Annotated in this window: 20 protein-coding genes and 1 pseudogene; 7 read left to right on the top strand and 14 right to left on the bottom strand. The window is 42.1% G+C overall.

Annotation, left to right across the window (positions count from 1 at the left end; translation table 11 throughout):
• Positions 1–46: 46 nt before the first annotated feature.
• Positions 47–1,231 carry an MFS transporter gene (locus FTT73_RS11160; RefSeq protein WP_180191434.1) on the top strand — a complete coding sequence of 395 codons (1,185 nt, stop codon included), beginning with the start codon at positions 47–49 and terminating at the stop codon, positions 1,229–1,231.
• A gap of 55 nt (positions 1,232–1,286) precedes the next feature.
• Here the strand turns inward: FTT73_RS11160 and FTT73_RS11155 are convergent, their stop codons facing one another.
• The 4 genes from FTT73_RS11155 to FTT73_RS11140 all read right to left on the bottom strand — a co-directional run bounded on the left by FTT73_RS11155 (position 1,287) and on the right by FTT73_RS11140 (position 6,157).
• The gene (locus FTT73_RS11155) at positions 1,287–2,483 is read right to left on the bottom strand and encodes a PilT/PilU family type 4a pilus ATPase (RefSeq protein WP_100328582.1); all 1,197 of its coding nucleotides are present in this window, start codon (positions 2,481–2,483) and stop codon (positions 1,287–1,289) included.
• Between the two features lie 251 nt (positions 2,484–2,734).
• On the bottom strand, positions 2,735–3,784 hold the full coding sequence (locus FTT73_RS11150; protein WP_100535139.1) for a 3-deoxy-7-phosphoheptulonate synthase: 1,050 nt from the start codon (positions 3,782–3,784) through the stop codon (positions 2,735–2,737).
• A 519-nt stretch (positions 3,785–4,303) separates the two neighbouring features.
• Positions 4,304–4,834, bottom strand: a complete 531-nt coding sequence (locus FTT73_RS11145; protein ID WP_005097004.1) for a hypothetical protein — start codon at positions 4,832–4,834, stop codon at positions 4,304–4,306.
• A gap of 210 nt (positions 4,835–5,044) precedes the next feature.
• A complete protein-coding gene (locus FTT73_RS11140) occupies positions 5,045–6,157 on the bottom strand; it encodes an S-(hydroxymethyl)glutathione dehydrogenase/class III alcohol dehydrogenase (protein ID WP_005097005.1) in 1,113 nt (370 codons plus the stop codon).
• A gap of 120 nt (positions 6,158–6,277) precedes the next feature.
• On the opposite strand from FTT73_RS11140, the gene FTT73_RS11135 reads away from it, so the two are divergent.
• The 3 genes from FTT73_RS11135 to FTT73_RS11125 all read left to right on the top strand — a co-directional run bounded on the left by FTT73_RS11135 (position 6,278) and on the right by FTT73_RS11125 (position 9,078).
• Complete coding sequence (locus FTT73_RS11135; RefSeq protein WP_180077809.1) at positions 6,278–7,834, top strand: phospholipase D family protein; 1,557 nt, start codon at positions 6,278–6,280, stop codon at positions 7,832–7,834.
• 168 nt (positions 7,835–8,002) lie between these two features.
• Entirely contained in the window at positions 8,003–8,440 is a 438-nt protein-coding gene (locus FTT73_RS11130; protein WP_005097007.1) for a hypothetical protein, read from the top strand.
• Between the two features lie 161 nt (positions 8,441–8,601).
• Positions 8,602–9,078 carry a hypothetical protein gene (locus tag FTT73_RS11125; RefSeq protein ID WP_005097009.1) on the top strand — a complete coding sequence of 159 codons (477 nt, stop codon included), beginning with the start codon at positions 8,602–8,604 and terminating at the stop codon, positions 9,076–9,078.
• A gap of 96 nt (positions 9,079–9,174) precedes the next feature.
• Here the strand turns inward: FTT73_RS11125 and FTT73_RS11120 are convergent, their stop codons facing one another.
• Complete coding sequence (locus FTT73_RS11120; protein ID WP_005097010.1) at positions 9,175–9,759, bottom strand: uracil-DNA glycosylase family protein; 585 nt, start codon at positions 9,757–9,759, stop codon at positions 9,175–9,177.
• Between the two features lie 32 nt (positions 9,760–9,791).
• Positions 9,792–10,500, bottom strand: a pseudogene (locus FTT73_RS11115) (SGNH/GDSL hydrolase family protein).
• Between the two features lie 179 nt (positions 10,501–10,679).
• On the opposite strand from FTT73_RS11115, the gene FTT73_RS11110 reads away from it, so the two are divergent.
• Positions 10,680–12,050 (top strand): alpha/beta hydrolase-fold protein, encoded by a 1,371-nt coding sequence (locus FTT73_RS11110; RefSeq protein WP_257232879.1) that lies wholly within the window; start codon positions 10,680–10,682, stop codon positions 12,048–12,050.
• A 41-nt stretch (positions 12,051–12,091) separates the two neighbouring features.
• Here FTT73_RS11110 and FTT73_RS11105 read toward each other — a convergent pair whose 3' ends face one another.
• The 5 genes from FTT73_RS11105 to FTT73_RS11085 all read right to left on the bottom strand — a co-directional run bounded on the left by FTT73_RS11105 (position 12,092) and on the right by FTT73_RS11085 (position 17,545).
• Positions 12,092–13,153, bottom strand: a complete 1,062-nt coding sequence (locus FTT73_RS11105) for a fatty acid desaturase (RefSeq protein WP_074382733.1) — start codon at positions 13,151–13,153, stop codon at positions 12,092–12,094.
• A gap of 481 nt (positions 13,154–13,634) precedes the next feature.
• Positions 13,635–14,378 carry an SDR family oxidoreductase gene (locus tag FTT73_RS11100; protein WP_005097014.1) on the bottom strand — a complete coding sequence of 248 codons (744 nt, stop codon included), beginning with the start codon at positions 14,376–14,378 and terminating at the stop codon, positions 13,635–13,637.
• Between the two features lie 53 nt (positions 14,379–14,431).
• Positions 14,432–15,130, bottom strand: coding sequence for a histidine phosphatase family protein (locus tag FTT73_RS11095; protein ID WP_180191433.1), 699 nt, complete (start codon positions 15,128–15,130; stop codon positions 14,432–14,434).
• Entirely contained in the window at positions 15,127–16,248 is a 1,122-nt protein-coding gene (locus FTT73_RS11090; protein WP_180191432.1) for a phosphotransferase family protein, read from the bottom strand. Before FTT73_RS11090 ends, FTT73_RS11095 begins: the two co-directional genes overlap by 4 nt.
• A gap of 55 nt (positions 16,249–16,303) precedes the next feature.
• The gene (locus FTT73_RS11085) at positions 16,304–17,545 is read right to left on the bottom strand and encodes an acyl-CoA dehydrogenase family protein (RefSeq protein WP_180049330.1); all 1,242 of its coding nucleotides are present in this window, start codon (positions 17,543–17,545) and stop codon (positions 16,304–16,306) included.
• Between the two features lie 92 nt (positions 17,546–17,637).
• On the opposite strand from FTT73_RS11085, the gene FTT73_RS11080 reads away from it, so the two are divergent.
• Positions 17,638–18,555, top strand: a complete 918-nt coding sequence (locus tag FTT73_RS11080; RefSeq protein ID WP_074382731.1) for a LysR family transcriptional regulator — start codon at positions 17,638–17,640, stop codon at positions 18,553–18,555.
• Between the two features lie 221 nt (positions 18,556–18,776).
• A complete protein-coding gene (locus tag FTT73_RS11075) occupies positions 18,777–19,331 on the top strand; it encodes a thermonuclease family protein (protein WP_005170726.1) in 555 nt (184 codons plus the stop codon).
• Positions 19,332–19,398: 67 nt separating this feature from the next.
• On the opposite strand, the gene FTT73_RS16380 is transcribed toward FTT73_RS11075, so the two are convergent.
• Genes FTT73_RS16380 through FTT73_RS11065 form a run of 3 tightly spaced genes read right to left on the bottom strand, consistent with a single transcriptional unit; the run spans position 19,399 to position 21,962 of the window.
• Positions 19,399–19,506 (bottom strand): DUF2474 domain-containing protein, encoded by a 108-nt coding sequence (locus tag FTT73_RS16380; RefSeq protein WP_100328576.1) that lies wholly within the window; start codon positions 19,504–19,506, stop codon positions 19,399–19,401.
• Positions 19,507–19,515: 9 nt separating this feature from the next.
• Positions 19,516–20,520 (bottom strand): cytochrome d ubiquinol oxidase subunit II, encoded by a 1,005-nt coding sequence (cydB, locus tag FTT73_RS11070; RefSeq protein WP_005097023.1) that lies wholly within the window; start codon positions 20,518–20,520, stop codon positions 19,516–19,518.
• A complete protein-coding gene (locus FTT73_RS11065; protein WP_005097024.1) occupies positions 20,517–21,962 on the bottom strand; it encodes a cytochrome ubiquinol oxidase subunit I in 1,446 nt (481 codons plus the stop codon). Before FTT73_RS11065 ends, cydB begins: the two co-directional genes overlap by 4 nt.
• Positions 21,963–22,092 lie beyond the last annotated feature (130 nt).

Genomic DNA, 22,092 nt, shown 5'->3' with positions numbered 1-22,092 from the left:
CCCATTCTAAGACCAGCGTCTCATCACCCATCATTTTAGGATAATCATGAATGCCATTGTAGCGCCGTTATGGACCAAGTCATTTGTACTGTGTCTGGCCAACAACCTGTTTTTATTTATTTTCTATTTTGCGCAAACCACAATTTTGCCGATTTATATCTTAAAAGAATTAGGTGGTAATCTGACCCAAGCTGGTCTGGCCATGACCTTATTTATGGTCTCTGCCATTGCAGTACGTCCTTTTAGTGGCTTAATTATCGAAAAATTTGGCATACGCAAAACTTTAATTGTCTCAGAAATATTTTTCAGTCTTTTTTCCTTAGCTTACCTGCTCGCTGATCAGCTCACGATTCTGTTTATCATCCGTTTCTTGCATGGCATCTGGTTTAGTATTCTGACCACAGCCTGTGTGCCGGTGGTCAACCAGTTTATTCCAGAACAGCGTAAAGGCGAAGGCATGGGTTATTTTGTCATGTCTGTCAATCTGGGAATTGTCCTGGGGCCTTTAATTGGTCTGAGTTTAATTGAATACTGGTCTTATTTTCAGGTCAGCACCTTGTTGATCTCTTTGGTTTTTATCGGCTTTATCTTCTGTTTACTGATTCCGGTCAAAGAGCCTGAAAAAATGATCGACAACACCGACAAGAAAACATCACTAGGGCTGACTGATTTTGTCGAAAAGAAAGCACTGCCTGTGGCAGGACTTGCCATGCTGATTTCCTTTTCTTATGCCAGCATCATGTCTTTTATCGCGCCATTTGCAGCCAGTAAGGATTTAATGGCCTATGCCGGTTTATTCTTTGTGATATTTGCAATTTCCATGATGAGCCTGCGTCCGATCACTGGAAAAATTTATGACCGCAAAGGTCCACAATACGTGATTTATCCGGCACTGCTGGCTTTTAGTCTGGGTCTGTTTTTACTGAGCCAGATTCAGACTTTATGGGGATTTATGCTGGCTGCGGTTCTGGTCGGAGTCGGTTTTGGTAGTGTGCAACCGTGCATTCAAACCTTAGCCATTCAACGTGCACCAAAACACCGGATTGGCTACGCAACTTCGACTTTTTATACCTGCTATGATCTGGGTATTGCCATTGGCTCAGTCCTGATCGGTGCTATCATTGCCGCTTATAGTTATCAAACTGCTTTTGTGATTTGTGCTGTCTTGACCCTAAGTAGTATGGGATATTTTCATCTGGTGGTTCAGGCTAAAGCAGTCAAAAATAGCTAACCCAAAACAGGCAGAATTCAAATCTACCTGTTTTGATTGTGCTTCAAGACACTCTTTATTCAGCTACATTTTGATTTTCTGCTGATTTTTCTTCAGGTTTTGGTTCTTGTAGCATAGAAAACTGCGTACTTTCTCCGACTGCTGCATTATCCTGACGATTACTTTTCAGCTTGATCTGTAAGCGTAATTCATTGGTGGAGTCGGCATTGCGTAACGCTTCCTCATAAGAAATTTCGCCCTGGTTATACAATTCAAATAAGGCCTGGTCAAAGGTTTGCATCCCCAATTCACGGGATTTTGCCATAATCGCTTTCAGCTCATGAAACTCACCTTTCAAAATCAGGTCGGAAATCAATGGTGTATTTAACATGATTTCAATCGCTGCACGACGGCCTTTACCATCCTGCGTCCGAATCAGACGCTGGGAAATAATCGCCTTCATATTCGAGGATAAATCCATCAATAACTGATTGCGGCGCTCTTCCGGGAAGAAGTTAATAATCCGGTCTAAAGTCTGATTGGCATTGTTGGAGTGCAAAGTTCCCAGACAAAGATGCCCGGTTTCGGCAAAAGCAATCGCATGTTCCATGGTTTCAGTATCACGAATTTCCCCGATCAGAATCACATCGGGTGCCTGACGCAAGGTATTTTTCAGCGCATTGTGCCAGGAATGACAGTCCACGCCGACTTCACGATGCGTAATCATGGATTTTTTATGTTTATGTACATACTCCACCGGATCTTCCACGGTAATAATATGCCCGGCTGAATTTTCATTGCGGTAGTCAATCATCGCAGCGAGCGAGGTTGACTTTCCTGAGCCGGTTCCCCCGACCACCAGCACCAGACCACGTTTCTCCATAATCACATGTTTAAGTGAATCAGGAAGTTTGAGCTTCTGGAAATTTGGAATTTCTGCGGTAATAGTACGAATCACCATGCCAACATTGAGTTGTTGCTGGAACACGTTGACCCGAAAACGCGAAACACCCGGCACAGTGATAGCAAAGTTGCACTCCAGTTCCGTTTCAAATTCCTTGCGCTGCTTTTCATTCATCAGGCTATAGGCAAACAGCTTGGTTTTTTCAGCCGTCAGTTCTTGCTGTCCAAAAGGCTTCATTAAACCCTGATGTTTAATACTCGGTGGAAAGTCGGCGGTAATAAATAAATCTGAACCACCATATTCGACCACTTTGGTCAGCATGTGGTGCATGAATTTTCGTGCTTCTTCTAAGAGCTCTGTTGCAAACATCAAGATCCCCAAACAACCTGCCATGACATTAAATTATTGAAAAAAAGGTTATATATTCAAATGGATATATTGTCTTTTAATTGTGTAGGGATTTATAAGAGGACACAAACAGATTTTATTTATTTTATAAAATTTATCATCTTATTTGTGTGATGTATTTCATGTTAAGTCAATTTACTGGGAAGCACTTTAAGCTTCTAAAATAAAATGCACTTTCACCAAACCTGTTCAGAGAAAGTGCTTTTAAAGCTTTATGCACTGCGTTTTAGACAGCGAAGCGATAAATGCTGAGCAATGCCAAGCAACAACTGTTCAGTTTTTGCCCAGCCCAGACATCCATCAGTAACTGACTGACCATACACCATCTCTGCAGAAATTTTCTGGTTGCCATCCACCAGATGACTTTCCAGCATCACGCCGCGAACATTGGTCTGCAGGCGTTCTGCGACGATTTGCTCCAGCACTTTAGCTTGCAGCATTGGATTTTTCGCACTGTTGCCATGACTACAGTCAATCACCAGTGCTGGCAATTCTGCTGAGTATTTCGCTTTGATTTTCTCGATTTCTGAGCACTGGTAATTCGGCCCACTGTTTGAGCCACGTAAAATCAAATGTGCTTTAGGATTGCCCTGAGAGTTTAAAATACAGGGTAAACCGGACTGACTCATGCCCAGGAATTGATGCGGATGAGAGGCAGACTGGATTGCATCCAGAGCAATCTGGATTGAACCGTCAGTGCCGTTTTTGAAACCGATGCTGTAGGGCATGTGACTTGAGATTTCACGGTGAATTTGCGATTCACTGGTGCGTGCACCAATGGCACCCCACGCCAGTAGATCATCAAAATAAGCAGTTGCCATCGGGCTTAAAATTTCAGATGCAATTGGCAAGCCCATTTCAATAATTTTAAGGTATAAAGCACGGGATTTTTCCAGGCCCAATTGCATATTGGAAGAACCATCGAGGTTCGGATCGTAAAGAAAACCTTTCCAGCCCACGGTCGTGCGTGGTTTTTCGATATAAGCACGCATGACCAGAAAAATTTGATCAGACACCTGAGCTTGTAGCTGTTTTAATTTTTCTGCATATTCTAAAGCCGAGGCTTCGTCATGAATGGAACACGGGCCTGTAACCACCATTAATCGATGATCCTTGCCTTCTAATATATTTTGAATGGTTTGACGTTGTTCAGCGACTTGATGAGCCAATTGCGCAGACAGGGGCAATTGCTGTTTCAGTTGCTGAGGTAAAGTTAAAATGGTTTCAGCGTGATGTTGTTGTGATGTATTTAAGGTATTCATGACTTTAATCCTGGGACTGGCAATCAGTCCAAACTTTTATTTGAGCGTTATGGGTCTAATTAACGAGGTCGAGAGTGTCATGAGCTGACTAAAGTAAGACCAATAAAAGTTGTTAAAATATGAATAGTTAAAGTTTGTCATGGCTGTCTCCAAAGTTTTGTAAAAATGATAAGCATAAAAAAACCTGATCAGGGTTGCCGATCAGGTATAAACTGGTGGGCAACCTGTTCATTGCCCAAACGCATTCAGGCAATTATCTAAACTGCCAGAAATAAAAATATGCGTTTGAAATGATAGGTTGCTTTAACATGTTATGTCTTTCATAAAATGTGAATCTAAAATTAAAATACGCGGTCTCTGCGCATTTGACAAGCATTAAATATAAAAAAATATTTATTAACTTTTCTACTTTTATTTATCAATTTACTGAATAGTGTTGAATATCGATAAAATTGGCAAAACCTGTAAATTTAATATAGGTCTTGCCAATCAAACTTGTTTCAATACACAGATTAAAAATTAGTGTGTAACGCGATTCCAGGCATCACGTACCGCATATTTCGCCTGTTCCCAGTTTAAACGCGATTGGCCCTTCATCTGTTCCCATTTTACTCTAAGCTCAGGTTCAACATCTTCAAAACGGGTATTGGCATCATAGCTGCCGCGGTTTTCATAACCGACCCGATACGCCGTATCATAATCACGGTCATAATCCAGATCGCTATAGGTGGTACGAGCCTCTGAATAGTATGGTGTATTAATGGAATTATCACGCCAATAAGCTTGTTCTTCTGTTGGGTTCATTGCTTCGCCGACACCCTTACCTGCCAGACCGCCGACCACTGCACCAACAACCCCACCCACAGCTGCACCTACAGGGCCACCTGCTGCACCAATGGCTACACCTGCCGCTGCGCCACCTGCAGCGCCTACACCTGTACCAACAGGGTGTGCGCCCGGTTCACCGGTAATTGGATCGGCATTTAAATCATCACGCACATCTTTAGGAGAGTTTTTTATTACATCACGATCAAAATTATCATTCGACATAGCGCTTATCCTTATTTTTTAAAATGGTTTAATCACGTATTTTGATACGCTCTATTTAATATAAGCATCTCGAATGTAATGACATTAGCAGGCTTGTGTTGTTTAAGTGATTCTCTGTGACGCTTTCATGCACTAATGTATCCTGAATTAAGTGAAACGCGCATAAAAAAGACCGGTATTAAACCAGTCTTTTCAAAATCAAACGCTCACTTATTCAAAATGAATAACGGTACGAATTGATTTGCCTTCATGCATCAGGTCAAAAGCATCATTGATCTGTTCAAGCGGCATGGTATGCGTCACAAAAGGTTCAAGTTGAATTTCACCTTTCATGGATTGTTCTACCATGCCTGGTAATTGTGAACGACCCTTCACTCCACCAAATGCAGTCCCCATCCATTTACGGCCTGTGACTAACTGGAATGGACGGGTGGAAATTTCTTTACCTGCTCCAGCGACTCCAATAATCACCGACTGACCCCAGCCACGGTGCGCACATTCAAGCGCTGAACGCATTACATCAACATTACCGATACATTCAAATGAATGGTCTACGCCCCAACCCGTCATTTCTACAATTACCTGCTGGATTGGCTGATCAAATTCTTTTGGATTTAAGAAATCTGTGGCACCAAACTGTTTTGCCAGTTCAAATTTATCCGGATTGGTATCTACCACAATAATACGACCTGCTTTGGCCTGACGTGCACCTTGTACCACAGCCAGACCGATACCGCCTAAACCGAATACTGCAACACTATCGCCTTCTTGGACTTTAGCCGTGTTATGCACCGCACCAATACCAGTGGTTACGCCACAGCCGAGCAGGCAGACATGCTCATGATTGGCTTCAGGATTGATTTTTGCCAGGGAAACTTCAGCAACCACGGTATATTCAGAAAAGGTTGAGCAGCCCATATAATGATAAATCGGCTCACCATTATAAGAAAAACGTGTGGTTCCATCCGGCATGACACCCTTACCTTGAGTTGCACGCACAGCCACACACAAGTTGGTTTTGCCAGATTGACAGAACAAGCATTCGCCACATTCAGCAGTATAAAGCGGAATTACGTGATCGCCCGGTTTCATACTGGTGACACCTTCACCAACTTCGACCACCACACCTGCGCCTTCATGGCCTAAAATCGCCGGAAATACGCCTTCAGGATCTTCACCAGACAACGTGAATGCATCGGTATGACACACTCCGGTATGGCTAATTTTTACCAATACTTCACCTGCTTTGGGTGGAGCAACATCTACTTCCACGATCTTTAAGGGCTGACCTGGACCAAACGCAACCGCTGCACGTGATTTCATGTAAAACTATCCTTTTTTGCTGATTTACAGATGACTAACAGTAATCTCTTTCTATTCGGAGATTCAACTATTAACATCAGAAGATAAGGAATAAAAAATCCTATAATCAATGGAACATCAATGACTAACCCTTCACCTTTTGTTTGTTTGAACATTTTAACTTTGAGCATGATTCTTTCTGGCTGCGAACTGGCTGCAAATACTGCTGAACAAGCAGAAATCACGCCGGTTCGACCTGCGCACTGGATTGATAATCAAATTTCAAAACAGCAGATGAATGAAGGAAAAACCGCTTTTTTACCGCTCTATGATGGTTTTATGAGTATGGCCGCACGTTTGCACCTGATCAATAAAGCCCAATATCATCTGGATCTGCAATATTACATCTGGAAGGATGATTTTATCGGCAACATAATGCTGGCCCAGCTGTTAAAAGCCGCAGATCGCGGTGTCAAGGTGCGAGTGCAGATTGATGACCAAAATGGCACCCAGCTTGATGATAAACTGCTGGCCTTAAGCCAACATCCAAACTTTGAAGTGCGGATTTTTAATCCTTATAAATTCCGTCATTTACGTGCGCTGGATTATGGCTTTCGAATGAAACAGATCAATCATCGCATGCACAATAAACTGATCATTGCAGACGGTACCGCAGCTGTCACTGGTGGCCGCAATATCAGCAGTGAATACTTTGATGCCAGCGAAAATTTCCAGTTTACCGATGTCGATATTTTCTTTGCAGGTCAACCCGTCGAAAATGCCAATCAGACCTTCATCAATTTCTGGAATGATAAACTGAGTTATGATGTTCGGCAGACTCTGAATGATTCAGGTCATCCGGAAATGTTAAAAAGGCTAAGAGCTGATTTTGCGCGCGAAGAAGTGGATGAAACTGAATTAAAACGCCGAGTAGGTATTGCCGAAAAACAAGTTGCAGAGCACTTAAAGAAACAACCTATCTACTGGGCACCGGCTTATTTTGTCGCGGATACACCTGCAAAAGCACGTCCGCATGCAAAAAATGGCGATTATATTTACACCCATATGCTTGAACTGATGGGCGAGCCGAAAAATCATCTGGAACTGGTCTCCTCGTATTTTATTCCCACACAAAAAGGCACAGATTATTTAAGTATGCGTGCACAACAGGGTGTCAAAATTAGAATCCTGACCAATTCTTTTCAGGCCAATGATGTAGCTGTGGTACATGCTTATTATCAGCAATATCGTCAGCAACTCTTGAAAAATGGCATCGAACTCTGGGAGTTTAAACCTTATATAGTCCGGCCAGAACGGACTTGGTATGAAATTATGACTGGTGACATCATCCCGGCCAAAAATAAAAACAGTTCGAGTCTACATGCCAAATTTTTTGATCTGGATGGTATGGTGTTTGTGGGTTCATTTAATTTTGATCCGCGTTCAGCTTATCTGAACACCGAAGTCGGTTTGGTGGTTAAATCGGAAGATTTTCAAAAGGAAATCTCTAATGCGATGAATCAATTTTTACCGCGCGTGGCCTATCAGCTCAAACTAAATGAAAAAGATGAAATAATCTGGTTAGAGCATCAAAAAGATGGCCGTACTATTCAGCATGTACATGACCCTGAAACCACAAAATTTCAGCGTTTTATGATGAATCTGGTGACAAAATTCCCCGGGGAATGGCTAATGTAATGACATTGTAATGACTTTGGTATTACACAACGTACAGAATCTATTTTCCGGGCATGGTAGCGTCAAGTCATCTGGCGCTATCATCGCTTAAAGGGTTTTACAGGCGATTAGCCTTGCTTTAAAATTCAACTTTTCCAATATTTTGCGATTTTTTCGCCCTCTACTCCCATGCAATTTTTTGATTTAAGCCGTCAGTTTAAATTCAGTGATATTCTGACGCCTGTAAAAACTCTCCATGATTTATCTCAGCAAGAATGGTATTTGGCCAAAATTCGGGTAGAACATGATTGTCTGTCTGAATCCGATATTATTCAGGGTCAAGTTGTTCTAAAATCCAGTGAAAATATACAGCTCGAGTTAGAGTGGTTGATTCACGATAGCGGTCATGATTTACAGGTATTATTCAAAGGTGTCGAAACTGAAGCGCTTGAAGAAACCTGCGTGATCTTAAAAGGCGCACAACTAGTCGATGAACAACAGCAATTGCTCTCTGCACAGGCGCTCAGTTTATGGATTGATGGGACGTTATTGCCGATGTTGCCAGAGATCCGTCAGGAAATTAAAACCCGTTTAAACCTGTGGGACTATGTGGAATATGATGGTTAATCGCCGAGTTTTCTATTTTTTAAAGAGCTCATGTGGCTCTTTTTTTATGATGTAAATAGCATTTTAGATTGATTAAATTGCCCTATCTTCAATTTTTTCAGACAATGCCAAGCTAAGTAAGTTGTTATAAAATTTATAAAAAATAATAAGAGAATCAAGACATGATTTCTGATAATGAATGGCATCAGATACGCCAAGTGGTCGCTGATGCACAACGGGCTGCCATGCATTGCTCTATTGCAACAGTCAATTGCAAAGGTTTTCCTAGTATTACTCCGATTGGAACCATATTTCTCAACAAAAAGACCAGTGCGGGTTTCTTTTTTGATACTTATTCCACTACTTTTTCTGAAAATTTACAGCATCAACCCATGGCCTGCATACAGGCCGTCAACAGTAGCAAACTGTTTTGGATTCATTCGTTGCTTAAAGGTAAATTTAAGCGTTATCCAGGAGTACGCTTATATGCAGAAATTGGCCCTTTACGTCCGGCCTCGCCAGAGGAAATACAGCAGGTGGAGTCTCGTATTCGAGCTTTAAAATGGACCAAAGGTAGCCAGTTAATCTGGTCCAGCTTTCATCATGTCCGGGAGATTAAAATCAATAGCTATCGCTGGGTCAAATATCCAAATATGTGAATGAATAAAGCTACTAACTTACAAATAGTAAGTTTATTTCTTATCTACAACCTAAAACCTCTTTAACCATTTTTTATCTGATTATTAGATTAAATATTAAACCAAACCCACATGCTCAAACATCATCCGGTAACTTTCGGCTTTTTTCTCCAGAGAAACCGGATATGCTCGAGAAGATGAAGGCATTCGATATAAATGCAGTTCGCGTCCTTCCAGGTTGGTTTGCGTCGGCTCTCCAATTTTGGGCTTTTCTGCATCTTCAGGCATAGACAGCATCATGGTATCGGTGGCTTTATCACCGGTGGTCATAATATAGGTACATTCTGGGATCTGTAGTAATAAATCCTTTAAATTGGTCGGTACCACAATTTCCAGAAACTTATCTGAAGCATTGCCCGTCAGCCGTCTGATCTGAGAGGCACTATCAAAAATCGCAATTCCAGTCTCCAATAGAAATTCACGGATCAATGATTCCTGAAATTTTTTATTCTCAATATCCAGAAAATAATCTTTATTTTGAAAGAAAATTAAACCAAAAATCCGCCACATATCGTTTTGATAATTTGGATAATAAAAATTCATTTTCCAGCGAGTTGCTGGTGGTGGAAAACTACCCAGCATCAGCAACTTGGCATTTGGCGGTAAAAAAGGCGGTAATGGATGCGTTTCAATATCAGACATAGAATTCCTTAAATTGAGAACTTTCAACTATTTTAGAGTGTTTGCCGAATCTTGCTAGCCACTTCTTGTCCCCAAAGTGTATAAACTTCCTTACTCGGATGAAAACCATCTGCAGCCATTTCTAAATTCATGGCACGATATTTTTCAATATCATATTCAATCCATTGCATGCTGTCTTGGCTTGCTACGAATTTCGCCAGTTGCTGATTCATTTTTTTGGCATATTGTCCAAATAACCAGGCCAAAGGATTTGGTAATGCCGGGAACATATTCATGGGTGGCACACCTGCTGCAATGACCAATTCAGGACTGAATTTTTGTTGAATCATGGCATATAGTTTTTTCTGTTTTTGAATCCAGATATCAGCCGGCATGAGCTTGGTTACATCATTTACACCAACCGAGCTAATGACCACATCAAAATGTTCTGTCTCCAGTTGTTCTATGGCACGAATCACTTTAGCTGTGCTATCCCCTGTTTTTGCATGCAATTTCCATTGAATTTTAAAGTCATGCTGCAAATCTTTTAAAATGTCGCCCAGCAATGCATCATCCTGATGCTCTACCCCAACGCCGGCAGCCGCAGAATCGCCGACAATCAGTATAGAAAGCGGCTGGCCTTGACCGCGTTCCTTCACGTTCACCCTCCGGTTCTGGGAGTTGCACAGTGTTTTTTTTGACGCGATTGCCCTGAATTACCAATACTGGAATTAATGCAAGAGTCGATATTTTCAGCCACATAAATCTATACTTTAAATATAAAACAATGAATTAGAACTTTATTGTAGCCTGTCATGCTATGAGTTTTGATAAAACATCATGTAAATAATTGAATAAATATATAAAAATAATTGAAAGACAAATCTGTATTTACAATTGATAATAATTATCATTACTTTTTTAAACTAACAGGGGATGATTTGAAATACTTATACTTAAGCACACTCTTACTAAGCGCACTATCATTACATAGTTTGGCAGATTCACCTTCCTCAATGGAGCAAGCACCTTATGCTGCAGCGTGTGAAGCAGTTCAACCCAAAAGCGACCTGTTAAAAAGTTTACAGCAGCAATTAAAGCAGTCTCCTGAAAACCGAGCGGGATTAATCCAACAATTCTGGGAAAAAGTGCAAAATCAAACTACACCGATTATTGAGCCACTTGATCAGGATCATGTTCGACTGATTTTTTTATGGAAAGCAGCCAAACATAATGTGCGTCTGGTCGGTGGCCCGAGTAATGATCATGAATGGTTGACTCGCCTGCCCGATACCGATATCTGGTTTAAGGAAAATATTGTGAACCGTCGCTATATCGGCAGTTATAGTTTTGCAGTGGATTTACCAAATTTGGACGGTTATCTATCGAATTACTGTGCACATTTAAACCCAGAACTCAAAGAACCCCAGGCGCAGCGCCGTGCTGTATTGCAGGTATTACAACTTGATCCATTGAATCCAAAACGCTGGCTTAAAGAAAATACTGCCTCTAAACTGAGGAATGAAAATATTATCGCCCTGGATCAAGCCCCTCCCTTTATCGATCCTAAACGCTATCCAGATCATCCGCAGCCTGAACTAAAACGTTATCAGCTATCCAGCCAGTTTTTAAAAAATCAACGTCGTGTTGAAATCTATCAATCTAAAAAAACTGCACAACAATCTTATATCACGGCTATTTTCTTTGATGGAAATGAATATGCCCATTTGGTTGATGTGCCAAAAGTGCTGGATATTCTGGTGGAACAAGGCAAACTTCCACCGATTCAAGCGGTTTTTTTACATGCACCGAATAGTGAACTTCGTCCTAAAGAGCTGACACCAAACCCGAAATTTTCAGGTTTTTTTAATCAGGAATTTTTGCCTTGGCTCGATCAGAAAATTGTACGTGATAAGCAAAAAACAGTTCTTCTCGGTTCCAGTTTGGGAGGGCTGAGTGCAGCTTATCTTGCCTTGGAAAATCCACAGCACATTAGTCATGCTGTGCCTTTATCCGGCTCGTTCTGGTGGTCACCTGAACCACACTCAAAAATCAATGGTATGAATCAATTGATTCATAATTTAAAAAAACAGCCTCAACAGTATTTTCATATTTCAGCGAATCGTTATGAATCTTCGCGTACCAACAATGACTTAAGTATTCTGGAAACGTCACCCATCGTGGCACAAGCTTTAAAATCCAAAGGACATGAGGTCAGATATCAGGTTTATGAAGGCGCACATTCCTATGTAATTTGGCAGGTGATATTGCAAGATGCTTTGCTGCACTTCTTTGCAAATTCCAAAGAGTAGATAAAAAAATCCTGCATTTGCAGGATTTTTTTAATTTAGTTTTATTTTGTTTGAATATCATTCCAGCGGTTTAAACGTTTAAATGTGCCCAGGTCATTAAAACGTACGCCCACTTCTTTCATCACTTTATGCGCCGTTTTCGAGGTCATTTGACGAATATAAAAAGGCTCTTTAACGACAAAGTGATGAATCGCATGCGTGGCCCCAAAATTGCAGCAAAACAACTGAAATGGCATCATCCACCAAGGCGTCAGTACTTGTGTTTGCTTGATGACATCCCTCGGATCAATATCGCCATAATAATGCATATTCGAGCTGACAAATTGCAGGCTAAATGAACGGATAAAATTGGGAATCAGCCAGATGACTGCAATAAAATTAATGATTGGCATTGCTTCGATTACGACTTGCGACCAGCGCATCTCATAGCCAAATAAAGGCACGATTGCATTTGAAACATGGAACACGACAAATAAATAAAATAAGCCATAATAAAGAATGCTTAATGGCACAAAGCCCAATAGCTGGGAAATCATGGCAATTTTACGTTCTTTTTCAGGCTGTTTTTCCAGAAAAAGATGGATCATTTTAAACATCTGAAAAGGACGCAGATAAACCGACATCAATTGATCACTGATGATCAAAATCCGGCGAATTCCCCAGGGCATACCATTGCTGATTCCACGTTCTTCCAGATCATGTTCAGTTCCAGAATATTTATGATGATGCAGGTGTAAACGACGACGTGCCCACGGACTAATGGTATTTGGACGCGCCAACCACACCAAAGCCAGCATCAAGTGATGTGCCCAGGGCGTTTTTTTGAAATACATATAATGAATTAAGTCATGCTCTAATTCATGCGTTAATGAAGCAAAAATTGCAATTAAAGGAATCGTCAGCCATACAGAAAGATAGCCATAGGCATAGGCCAATGCGCATAAAACCATACCGATCCAGGCAAAACCGAGAATACTGGCACCAATAAAATTTTGATGTTTCAATATTGGATAACGGTTACGTAAATCTTCACCTGCCTGTGTCACCACAGTTCTAACTTTGGAGATACGCTGCTGGTCTGTCATCTCTGAAGATGTAGACATATAGAGAACCTTTAATTTCTGGACAGTTGCACATTAAAGGAAATTAAAAAAAAGAGAAGTGATCTTTTGACTGTCCGAGCGAGTATGTCCAAGTTTTGGACAATTTTGGCACTTTTTCTAAGATGAATAAAAATACAGGGAGGTCATGCGTAATTTTTTATGAGATTCAGTCTCTAAAAAATCTGTTTTTTAACAGCAATTTATCTCTATATTAATTAAACTTGGTTTGCCTTGAAATAATAAATATTTCATTATTAAAAGCTTATCAAACTACCTGATCCTGATTAATCGAATTAACGAGCTTTGTTTTCTTTACACAGGATAGTGCATGTATTTGGCACATTTTTATCTGCAACTTTGCTAACGCTAGCATTAGCTTTGACTTTGCAAAGCAATTTTTTCAAGTGAAATTACCAGCAAAAAAAGTTCTGAAGTTCTAGAAAAGTAAAAAGCCCCTTATGGAGCTTTTAGATTTTAAACCTTAGCCTAATTTATTCACCAATTTCAGCGGCAATATTTTCATCGCCAGACCCAATGGCAGCCATGGCCATTTTGGCACATAAGCCTTTACTGGCGCTTTTTCAATTTCAGCAGCAAGTAAACGCGATCCGGTTTTTTCATCCACTTCAAATGGCAGTTTCTTGGCGCCTTCATTAAGTTCGGTACGAATATAGCCCGGGAAAATTGTGGTGACTTTGATTGGTGTATCAATCAGTTCGGCACGAATCCCTTCGGCCAGATGTGCAACACCTGCCTTACTTGCACCATAAGCGGTTAAATGTTTAGGCATACCGCGCATGGCACTCATTGAAGAAATCATGACCAGATGGCCTGAATTTTGCGCCCGGAAAATCTCTACTGCTGCTTCACATTGTGCCAAGGCCGAAATGAAATTGGTTTCAACTGTGGCCTTATTAATGGCAAAGTTGCCCTTGCCAATACGACGGCCTTCACCGACTCCGGCATTGACAATCACTCGGTCAATCGTGCCAAAATCTTGTTTAAAAGCACGAAATACGTCAAAGACCTGATCATAATTAGTGACATCTAAAGTTTTAGCAATTACTTGAATGCCGTATTGACTCTCCAACTCTTGTTTAAGTATTTCCAAACGATCCAGGCGACGCGCGCAGATGGCCAGGTTATAGCCTTTCTGAGCAAATTCGCGTGCCATACCTGCACCAATTCCTGAACTTGCACCAGTAATTAAAATTGTTTTTGCCATGTGTTTTACCTTATTCCTTTATTTTTCTAAGCAATCAGATTTGCAATATAGATTTAAATCCAGGTCAATAAATCCGGACGTTGCGCTTTAATATAATGATGTTCATTTAGGCTTAATAGCTGGGGTTGGTTGCCTACCAGACGTAGCGTGGTCATGCTGGTATTGGTAATTGCCCAGTTTAAAGCAAAAGTTTTATTCGGAGACAAACCGAGAATTTTGCCCGCAGCAACCGAAATGACTCCGCCCGACGTAAACACTACAGCATAGCGCGGTTTCTTTTCAGCCAGATCATCACACAAATGCTGCAATGCCGTTTCCACCCGCTGTTTGAAATCCGGCCAGGATTCTTCATATTCATGGTGATAGTTACCGCCAGTCCAGCGCTCAATTGCACCTTCAAAAATTTTACTTAAATAGGCGCGTGGATTGGCATGCTGCGATACATCTTCTTTCAACAGTTCAGGTTGATTAAAGCGTGGCTCATATTGAGCAAAGACTTGTTGATGATTAAATTCGTTCCAGGCTGAATCTGTAACTGGCTCACTTTCAGGAAAACATTCAGCCAAGGCCAATTGCGCCGTTTGTTGATGACGCTGCATGGAGCCTGCCACCACATAAGGTGCTTCTTTTAAAATTTCATCAAAATAGCGACCCAATAATTTGGCTTGTAATTCACCATTTGGAGAAAGTTTGTCATAGCTTTCTGCACCGAAAGACGCCTGTCCATGGCGGATTAAATAAATCGTCGTCATTTCGGCATCAACTCCTTAAATTTGGTCATATATTTCTGTGCAATATCATTGGCCTCAATTTTCTGGCGGCCAATCAGTTTTAAGGCACGAATATGCAAGGCATGAATCACAATCCAGAAATCTTTAAATGCTGGATTATTGGTCTGTTTATGATAATAGCGATAATAAATTTGCTGCGCGATCACCGCCAAACGGAAAACTCCAAAGACTTCATAGAAGGTCCAGTTTTCAGGGGTTAATCCGGTTTTTTCCAGATAATAATCCACCACTTCTTTACGGCTAAACATGCCTTTTAAGTTGGTGGGTTGACGACGTGTGGCTTTAAAAATTGCATTATCCGTATCTTCAACCCAGTAAGCCAAAGCTGAACCCAGATCCATCAATGGATCACCGAGTGTCGCCATTTCCCAATCCAGAACGCCAATGACTTGAGTCGGATCGTTTGGATCTAAAATGACATTATCAAAACGCCAGTCATTGTGAATCAGACAGGTTTTAGCATCCACTGGGGTATTGTCTTTAAGCCACTGACGGACATATCTGAAAGATGGCACATTCAAGGTCTTGGCTTTGGCATAACGTGCATCCCAACCATCTACCTGACGATGACAATAGCCCTCGCCTTTGCCTAATTTCTCCAGTTCAGTACCCACATAAGGCACCTGATGCAACTCAATCAGCTTATCAATGACGTTAATACACAGTTCACGTACCTGAGCTTCATTAAAATTCAGTTCTCTGGGTAAATTGGCGCGTGGAATAATGCCTTCAATGCGTTTCATCACATAGAAGTCGCAGCCAATCACGGATTCATCCTGACAAAGTGCCACCATCTCTGGTAATACTGGATAAAACTCGGAAAGTGCGTGCTGAACCTTAAATTCACGGGCCATGTCGTGGGCAGATTTGGCTTTGGTACCTTTGGGTGGACGACGCAGAATTAGATCGGCATTGGTATATTTCAGACGATAAGTCCAGTTCGATGCGCCACCCGAATATTGAGTAACTTCGACCGGACCTTCAAGTTGAACTCCCTGCCCAATCAGCCAGTTTCCTACAGCCTGAACATCCAGTTCCTCACCTGCACGAACCGATCCACCGACATCAATAACTGCCATAATTTTTCCTTCAATTCTTTTTCAAATGTCTTCAAACTTTATATCGTGTTTAAGCTTATTTTTTATGGCGTGTACTGTAACCACGTTTAGCCAGTTCCAGTTTTGCGATCATACCTTTATGCACTTCATCTGGTCCATCCGCCAAACGTAGGGCACGTGCCTGAGCAAAGAATCCGGTGAGTGGCGTATCACGGGAGACACCAGCACCACCGTGAATTTGTATGGCCATGTCTACTACTTTTTCTAATACACTTGGCGCAACCACTTTAATGGCCGAGATTTCAGTCAAAGCCGCCATATTCCCTAAAGTATCCATTTTATAGGCTGCATACAAGGTTAAAAGACGTGCTTGATCAATCGCGACCCGTGCTTCAGCAACACGTTCCAGATTGCCTCCCAGTTTTAAAATTTCTTTACCAAAGGCAGTCCGGCTCATACCGCGGTCAATCATCAGCTCCAAAGATTTTTCCGCAGCGCCGATACAACGCATACAGTGGTGAATACGGCCTGGCCCGAGACGACCTTGAGCAATTTCAAAGCCTTGGCCGGCACCACCAATAAAACTGGCAACTGGAACGCGGACATTTTCAAAACTGACTTCACCATGACCATGCGGTGCATCATAGTCGCCAAATACCGGTAACATTCTTTCGATTTTCACACCCGCCGTATCGACAGGAACCAGAACCATGGAATGCTGATGATGACGGTCTTTGCTTTCATCTGGCGTATGCGCCATAAAAATAATGACTTTGGCATTAGGATCGCCCAGACCTGATGACCACCATTTACGGCCATTCAGAACAATTTCATCGCCTTCGATGACCGCCGTTGCTTGCATATTGGTCGCGTCACTAGAAGCCACCGCCGGTTCAGTCATACAAAATACAGAACGGATTTTGCCTTCAAGTAATGGCAGAAGCCATTGCTGTTTCTGTTCTTCAGAGCCATAACGCCAGAGGACTTCCATATTGCCGCTGTCTGGCGCATTACAGTTAAATACGGTCGGTGCAATCAGGCTACGGCCCGAAAGCTCGGCAATATGAGCATATTCATTGACTGATAAACCTTGGCCCAGTTCAGGACATGGCAGAAACATATTCCACAGCCCTGCTGCTTTGGCTTTGGCTTTTAAAGTTTCCAGTTCAGTCGGCCATTGCCATTTGGTCCAGTCACTGCCTTGATTTAACTCATGCACTTGCTGCCAAAAATCGGCTTCAACGGCGTCGATTTCATCTTTAATAAATTTTTTAGTCCGTTCAACATAGTCTTGTGCGCGTGCGGATAACTCAAACATGGCTATTTCCCTCTGGATATTTTGTATTCTGCTTTACAAGACCTTAACTTAAAAACTATTATGAATAAAATGATTTTAATCCATAGCTTATCATGCATAGCATTCATAATAAAACACTGATGGATATGAGTGTTTTCCATCGTATAGATATCAATTTATATCCACTTTTTGTCGCTATTTTTGAACAGAACAGTATTTCTAAAGCAGCACAGCGATTATGTATCACCCAATCTGCTGCCAGTCACGCTTTGCAGCGGCTCAGAAATCAGTTGCAGGATGATCTGTTCGTACGTTTTGGTGCAAAAATGCAACCCACGCCGTTTGCTGAACAGATTTATCCCGCCATTAAAAATGCCCTGATGACGATTCAAAGTATTTCTATTCAGCATCAACAATTTCAACCAAATATGGTGCAAAGTTTAAAAATTGCCGTACATGATGAAATTGAACCAATGATTTTTCCAAAGTTGGTGGCACATTTTCAGAAAATGAATCTGGATATTCAGTTTAGTAGCATCAAACTGGATCGTAAAAATATCAGTGCTGACCTGGCAGCGCAGCAGGTCGATTTTGTCATGGATCTTGAGCAAAAACTGGGAGATAAAATTCAGTTTGAACCCTTAGTACAAGATGAATTTGTCGTCTGTACGCAGCAAAATAAAATTTCAGAACAATCCTATCTTTCCTCCCCACATATAGGCGTATCGTCTCGCCGTACAGGTATCTTAATTGAAGATCTGTATTTGAGCCGTAAGCAGCTTTCAAGACAAATTTTTTTACGCTGTCAGCATTATTCAACTGCGTTGCAAATTTTGGAGCAATATCCCCAAGCGATGTTGACTATGCCACGCAATATCTTAGAACATTTACAGATAGCCAAAATTCTGAATTTTTTTGAAGTGCCTGTGCAACTGCCTAAGATTAATATGGGAATGTATTGGCACAAAGATTTACAGGAAAATAAGAGACATCAATTTTTGCGAAGCGAAATTAATAACATTTTTACTTAGGCTATTTTAAGTAGATATGAATTTTGCTTAGGCTATTCTAATGGTTGGTATTGTAGCCTGAAATGTCAGGCTCAACCTAAATTGCTTAGGCTATTTATAAATACAAAATGAAACACTGACTGTTTAGCTTTTGAACTCTAGTGCTTGGGGCTTTCCTCTACAATCATGCATCTGCTTGCTGTTGTTCTTCTACAGCTTCTTTTGATGATCTGGATTTTAGCTTGTTGCCTCTTTCTCCCACCTGGCAAATTGTGCTGGGTTTATTTGCCTTATGCTTTTCCTATTATTTGCTGCACAAACTCACCATTTACCTCAAGGATATATTTCGTCCCTTTAAAAAAGGACAGAAATACTGGTGTCGTGTTAAGGCGGTTAGCGATGGGGATACCCTCACCTGCTACCGTTTCAATATTAGACGTTCTGAAACCAGACTACGTTTTGCCTATGTGGATGCGCCAGAATCCAGCCAAAGCTATGGCAAAGAGTCACAGCGTCTAGTTAAAAGCATGGTGAAAAACAAAATAGTTCGCGTGAAAATTACAGATATTGACCGTTATGGTCGCTGCGTCGGCGTCGTTTACCGCTATCGTAAAAATATCAATGAAGAAATCGTGAAACGCGGCGCAGCATGGGTCTACGAAGATTATATTAAAGATAAAAACCATTTACGCTATATGCTGGACTTGCAAAACAAAGCCAAAAAACAGAAAAAAGGACTCTGGAAAAGTAGCCGACCTGTACGCCCAAGTGTGTATCGAAAACAGGTAAAATCCTAATCTTTGCTGATTTCTCTTCGCTATTAAAAAGTGATCCGGCTCGCCAGATCACTTTTTAATTTTTAAATTAATACGCCAGATGGACAAAAAACCTGAATGCGCCTGCAATTAAAGCCAGAGTAACGAAGCCTAAAATCCATAGGCCCACAAACCATAATATCTGCTTCCCTTTCATTGTTGCTCCTTAATGATAGCCATCATCCCCGACCCGCACTTTATGGCGGAATACCCAGTACGACACGCCGGTATAAATCAGAATGATTGGAATAAGTAATAAAGCACCAATTAAGGTAAATAATTGACTACTTTCTGGCGCTGCCGCCTCCCAGATGGTCACTGACGGTGGAATGATATAAGGCCAGAGACTGATCAGAAATCCGGTATAGGCCAGAAAAACCAGCACCAGCATGTACATGAATGGGCTAAGTTCCTTACGTTGTTTGCAGGCACGTAAAGCCAGCCAGGTAAATAATAGGACTAAGATCGGCACGGGCATGAGATACATAAATTGTGGCTGACTAAACCAGCGTTCCGCAATCTGCGGATGAGTCAGCGGCGTATAAATACTGACAGCGCCCAGGATAATCAATAAGGCGATAATCATTTTTGGCATTAGCTGATACATACGGTCTTGTAACTGATCGGCCGTTCTAAAAATCAGCCAGCCACAGCCTAAGGCAGCATACAGCACCATGACACTCAGACCGGTAAACAGGCTAAATGGTGTCAACCAGTCCAGCCCGCCGCCCGCATAAATGCCATTTCGGGTTTCAATTCCCTGAATATAAGCGCCTAAAATCACCCCTTGCAGGAAGCTGGTCAGCGCAGAACCACCAATAAAGGCTTTGTCCCACCAATGTTTACTGCGATTGGCCTTAAAACGGAATTCAAAAGCAACACCACGGAAGATCAGCGCAATCACCATCAGGATGATCGGCATATACAGTGCAGATAATACGGTGGAATAGACCAGCGGAAATGCTGCAAATAAACCTGCGCCACCCAATACCATCCAGGTTTCATTGCCATCCCAGACAGGCGCAACAGTATTCATCATCACATCACGGTCATCCTGATGCGGAAAAAACGGAAATAGAATGCCAATGCCCAGATCAAAACCATCCAGAATGACATAGATCAGGACACCAACGGCGATGATCACCACCCAAATCAATGACAAATCAATCATTTTTTATTCTCCTGATCTGCATTATCGGCCCCATCCTCAATACTCTCGCGAATACTGCTCAATGGCCGGCGAGATGCCTGAATTACGTCACTATCAATTTCATGTGGGGGTGTAGAATGAATAAATTCCGGGCCTTTGTGCATGAGTCGCAACATATAATAAATACCGGCGCCAAAGACCACACAGTAGACCACGACAAAGATAATCAGGGTCAAGCCTACCTGCTCTGCCGATACCGGCGATAGGGCATCTTTGGTACGCATGATGCCATAGACCACCCAGGGTTGACGGCCAACCTCCGTCGTAAACCACCCAGCCAGCATGGCAATAAAACCGGAAGGCCCCATAATCAGGGCAAACCGATGTAATCCTCGGGATTCATAAAAGCGACCTTTTTTACGTGACCATGCCCCCCAGATTGCCAGCAGTAGCATCAACATTCCTAGCCCGACCATGATCCGAAAACTCCAGAACACGATTGCCGAATTAGGACGGTCTTCAGGTACAAAATCCTTTAAGCCGGTGACAGTACCGTCCATGGAATGTGTCAGGATCAAGCTGCCCAGATTAGGAATGGCGATGGCATATTTGGTTTCCTCAGCCTGCATATCTGGCAGTCCAAACAGATATAAAGGCATGCCGCCATCATGATTGGTTTCCCAATGACCTTCCATTGCCGCCAGTTTGGCGGGTTGATGTTCAAGCGTATTTAGACCATGTACATCACCCACCAAAACCTGTAGCGGCGCAAGTGCCAGAATCAGCCACATTGCCATGGAAAATGAAGTTTTGACCAAGGCATCACGACGGCCCTGAATAAGATGCCAGGCTGCTGTGGCTGCCACCAGCAATGCAGAAACCAAAAAGGCAGCAATGGCCATATGCGCCAAACGGTAGGGAAATGACGGGTTAAATACGATGGCGATCCAGTCTTTGGGGACAAACAGACCATTTTCGATGGCAAAGCCTTGCGGCGTTTGCATCCAGCTATTGGAGGATAAAATCCAGAACATCGAGATACAGGTGCCTACCGCGACCATCAAGGTCGAGAAAAAGTGTGCACGTGGCCCCACCCGTCCCCAGCCGAAGAGCATAATTCCCAAAAAGCCCGCTTCCAGAAAAAAGGCGGTAAGAACTTCATAGGCCAGTAATGGGCCAGTCACGCCACCTGCAATCCGGGAGAATTCACTCCAGTTGGTGCCGAACTGATAGCTCATGACCACGCCAGAGACCACGCCCATCCCAAATGCTACAGCGAAGATTTTCACCCAAAACTTAAACAGATCCCGATAAATCGGGTCTTGGGTTTTGAGCCAGCGCCATTCCAGAATCGCCAAAAAGCTGGCCAATCCGATTGAGATTGCAGGAAAAATAATATGAAAAGAGACAGTAAAGGCGAATTGTATTCGCGCTAACTCTAATGCGGTTAAACCCAGGGTCATACATTTCACCTATATATAATTATTTGTAGGAGCCTTGCTTAGATTTATTAGTGAAGTGTTTTTTCTTGGTCTTAGCTTAGGCTTAATTTGGCTTGGCAATATGTAGACTTTTGTCGGTTATTTTTTACTC

The organism is Acinetobacter sp. YH01006 (genome assembly GCF_013420445.1).
GTDB lineage: Bacteria > Pseudomonadota > Gammaproteobacteria > Pseudomonadales > Moraxellaceae > Acinetobacter > Acinetobacter pseudolwoffii.
The sequence above is the reverse complement of the archived record's forward strand: the minus strand, read 5'-3'. Positions and strand labels throughout refer to the sequence as shown.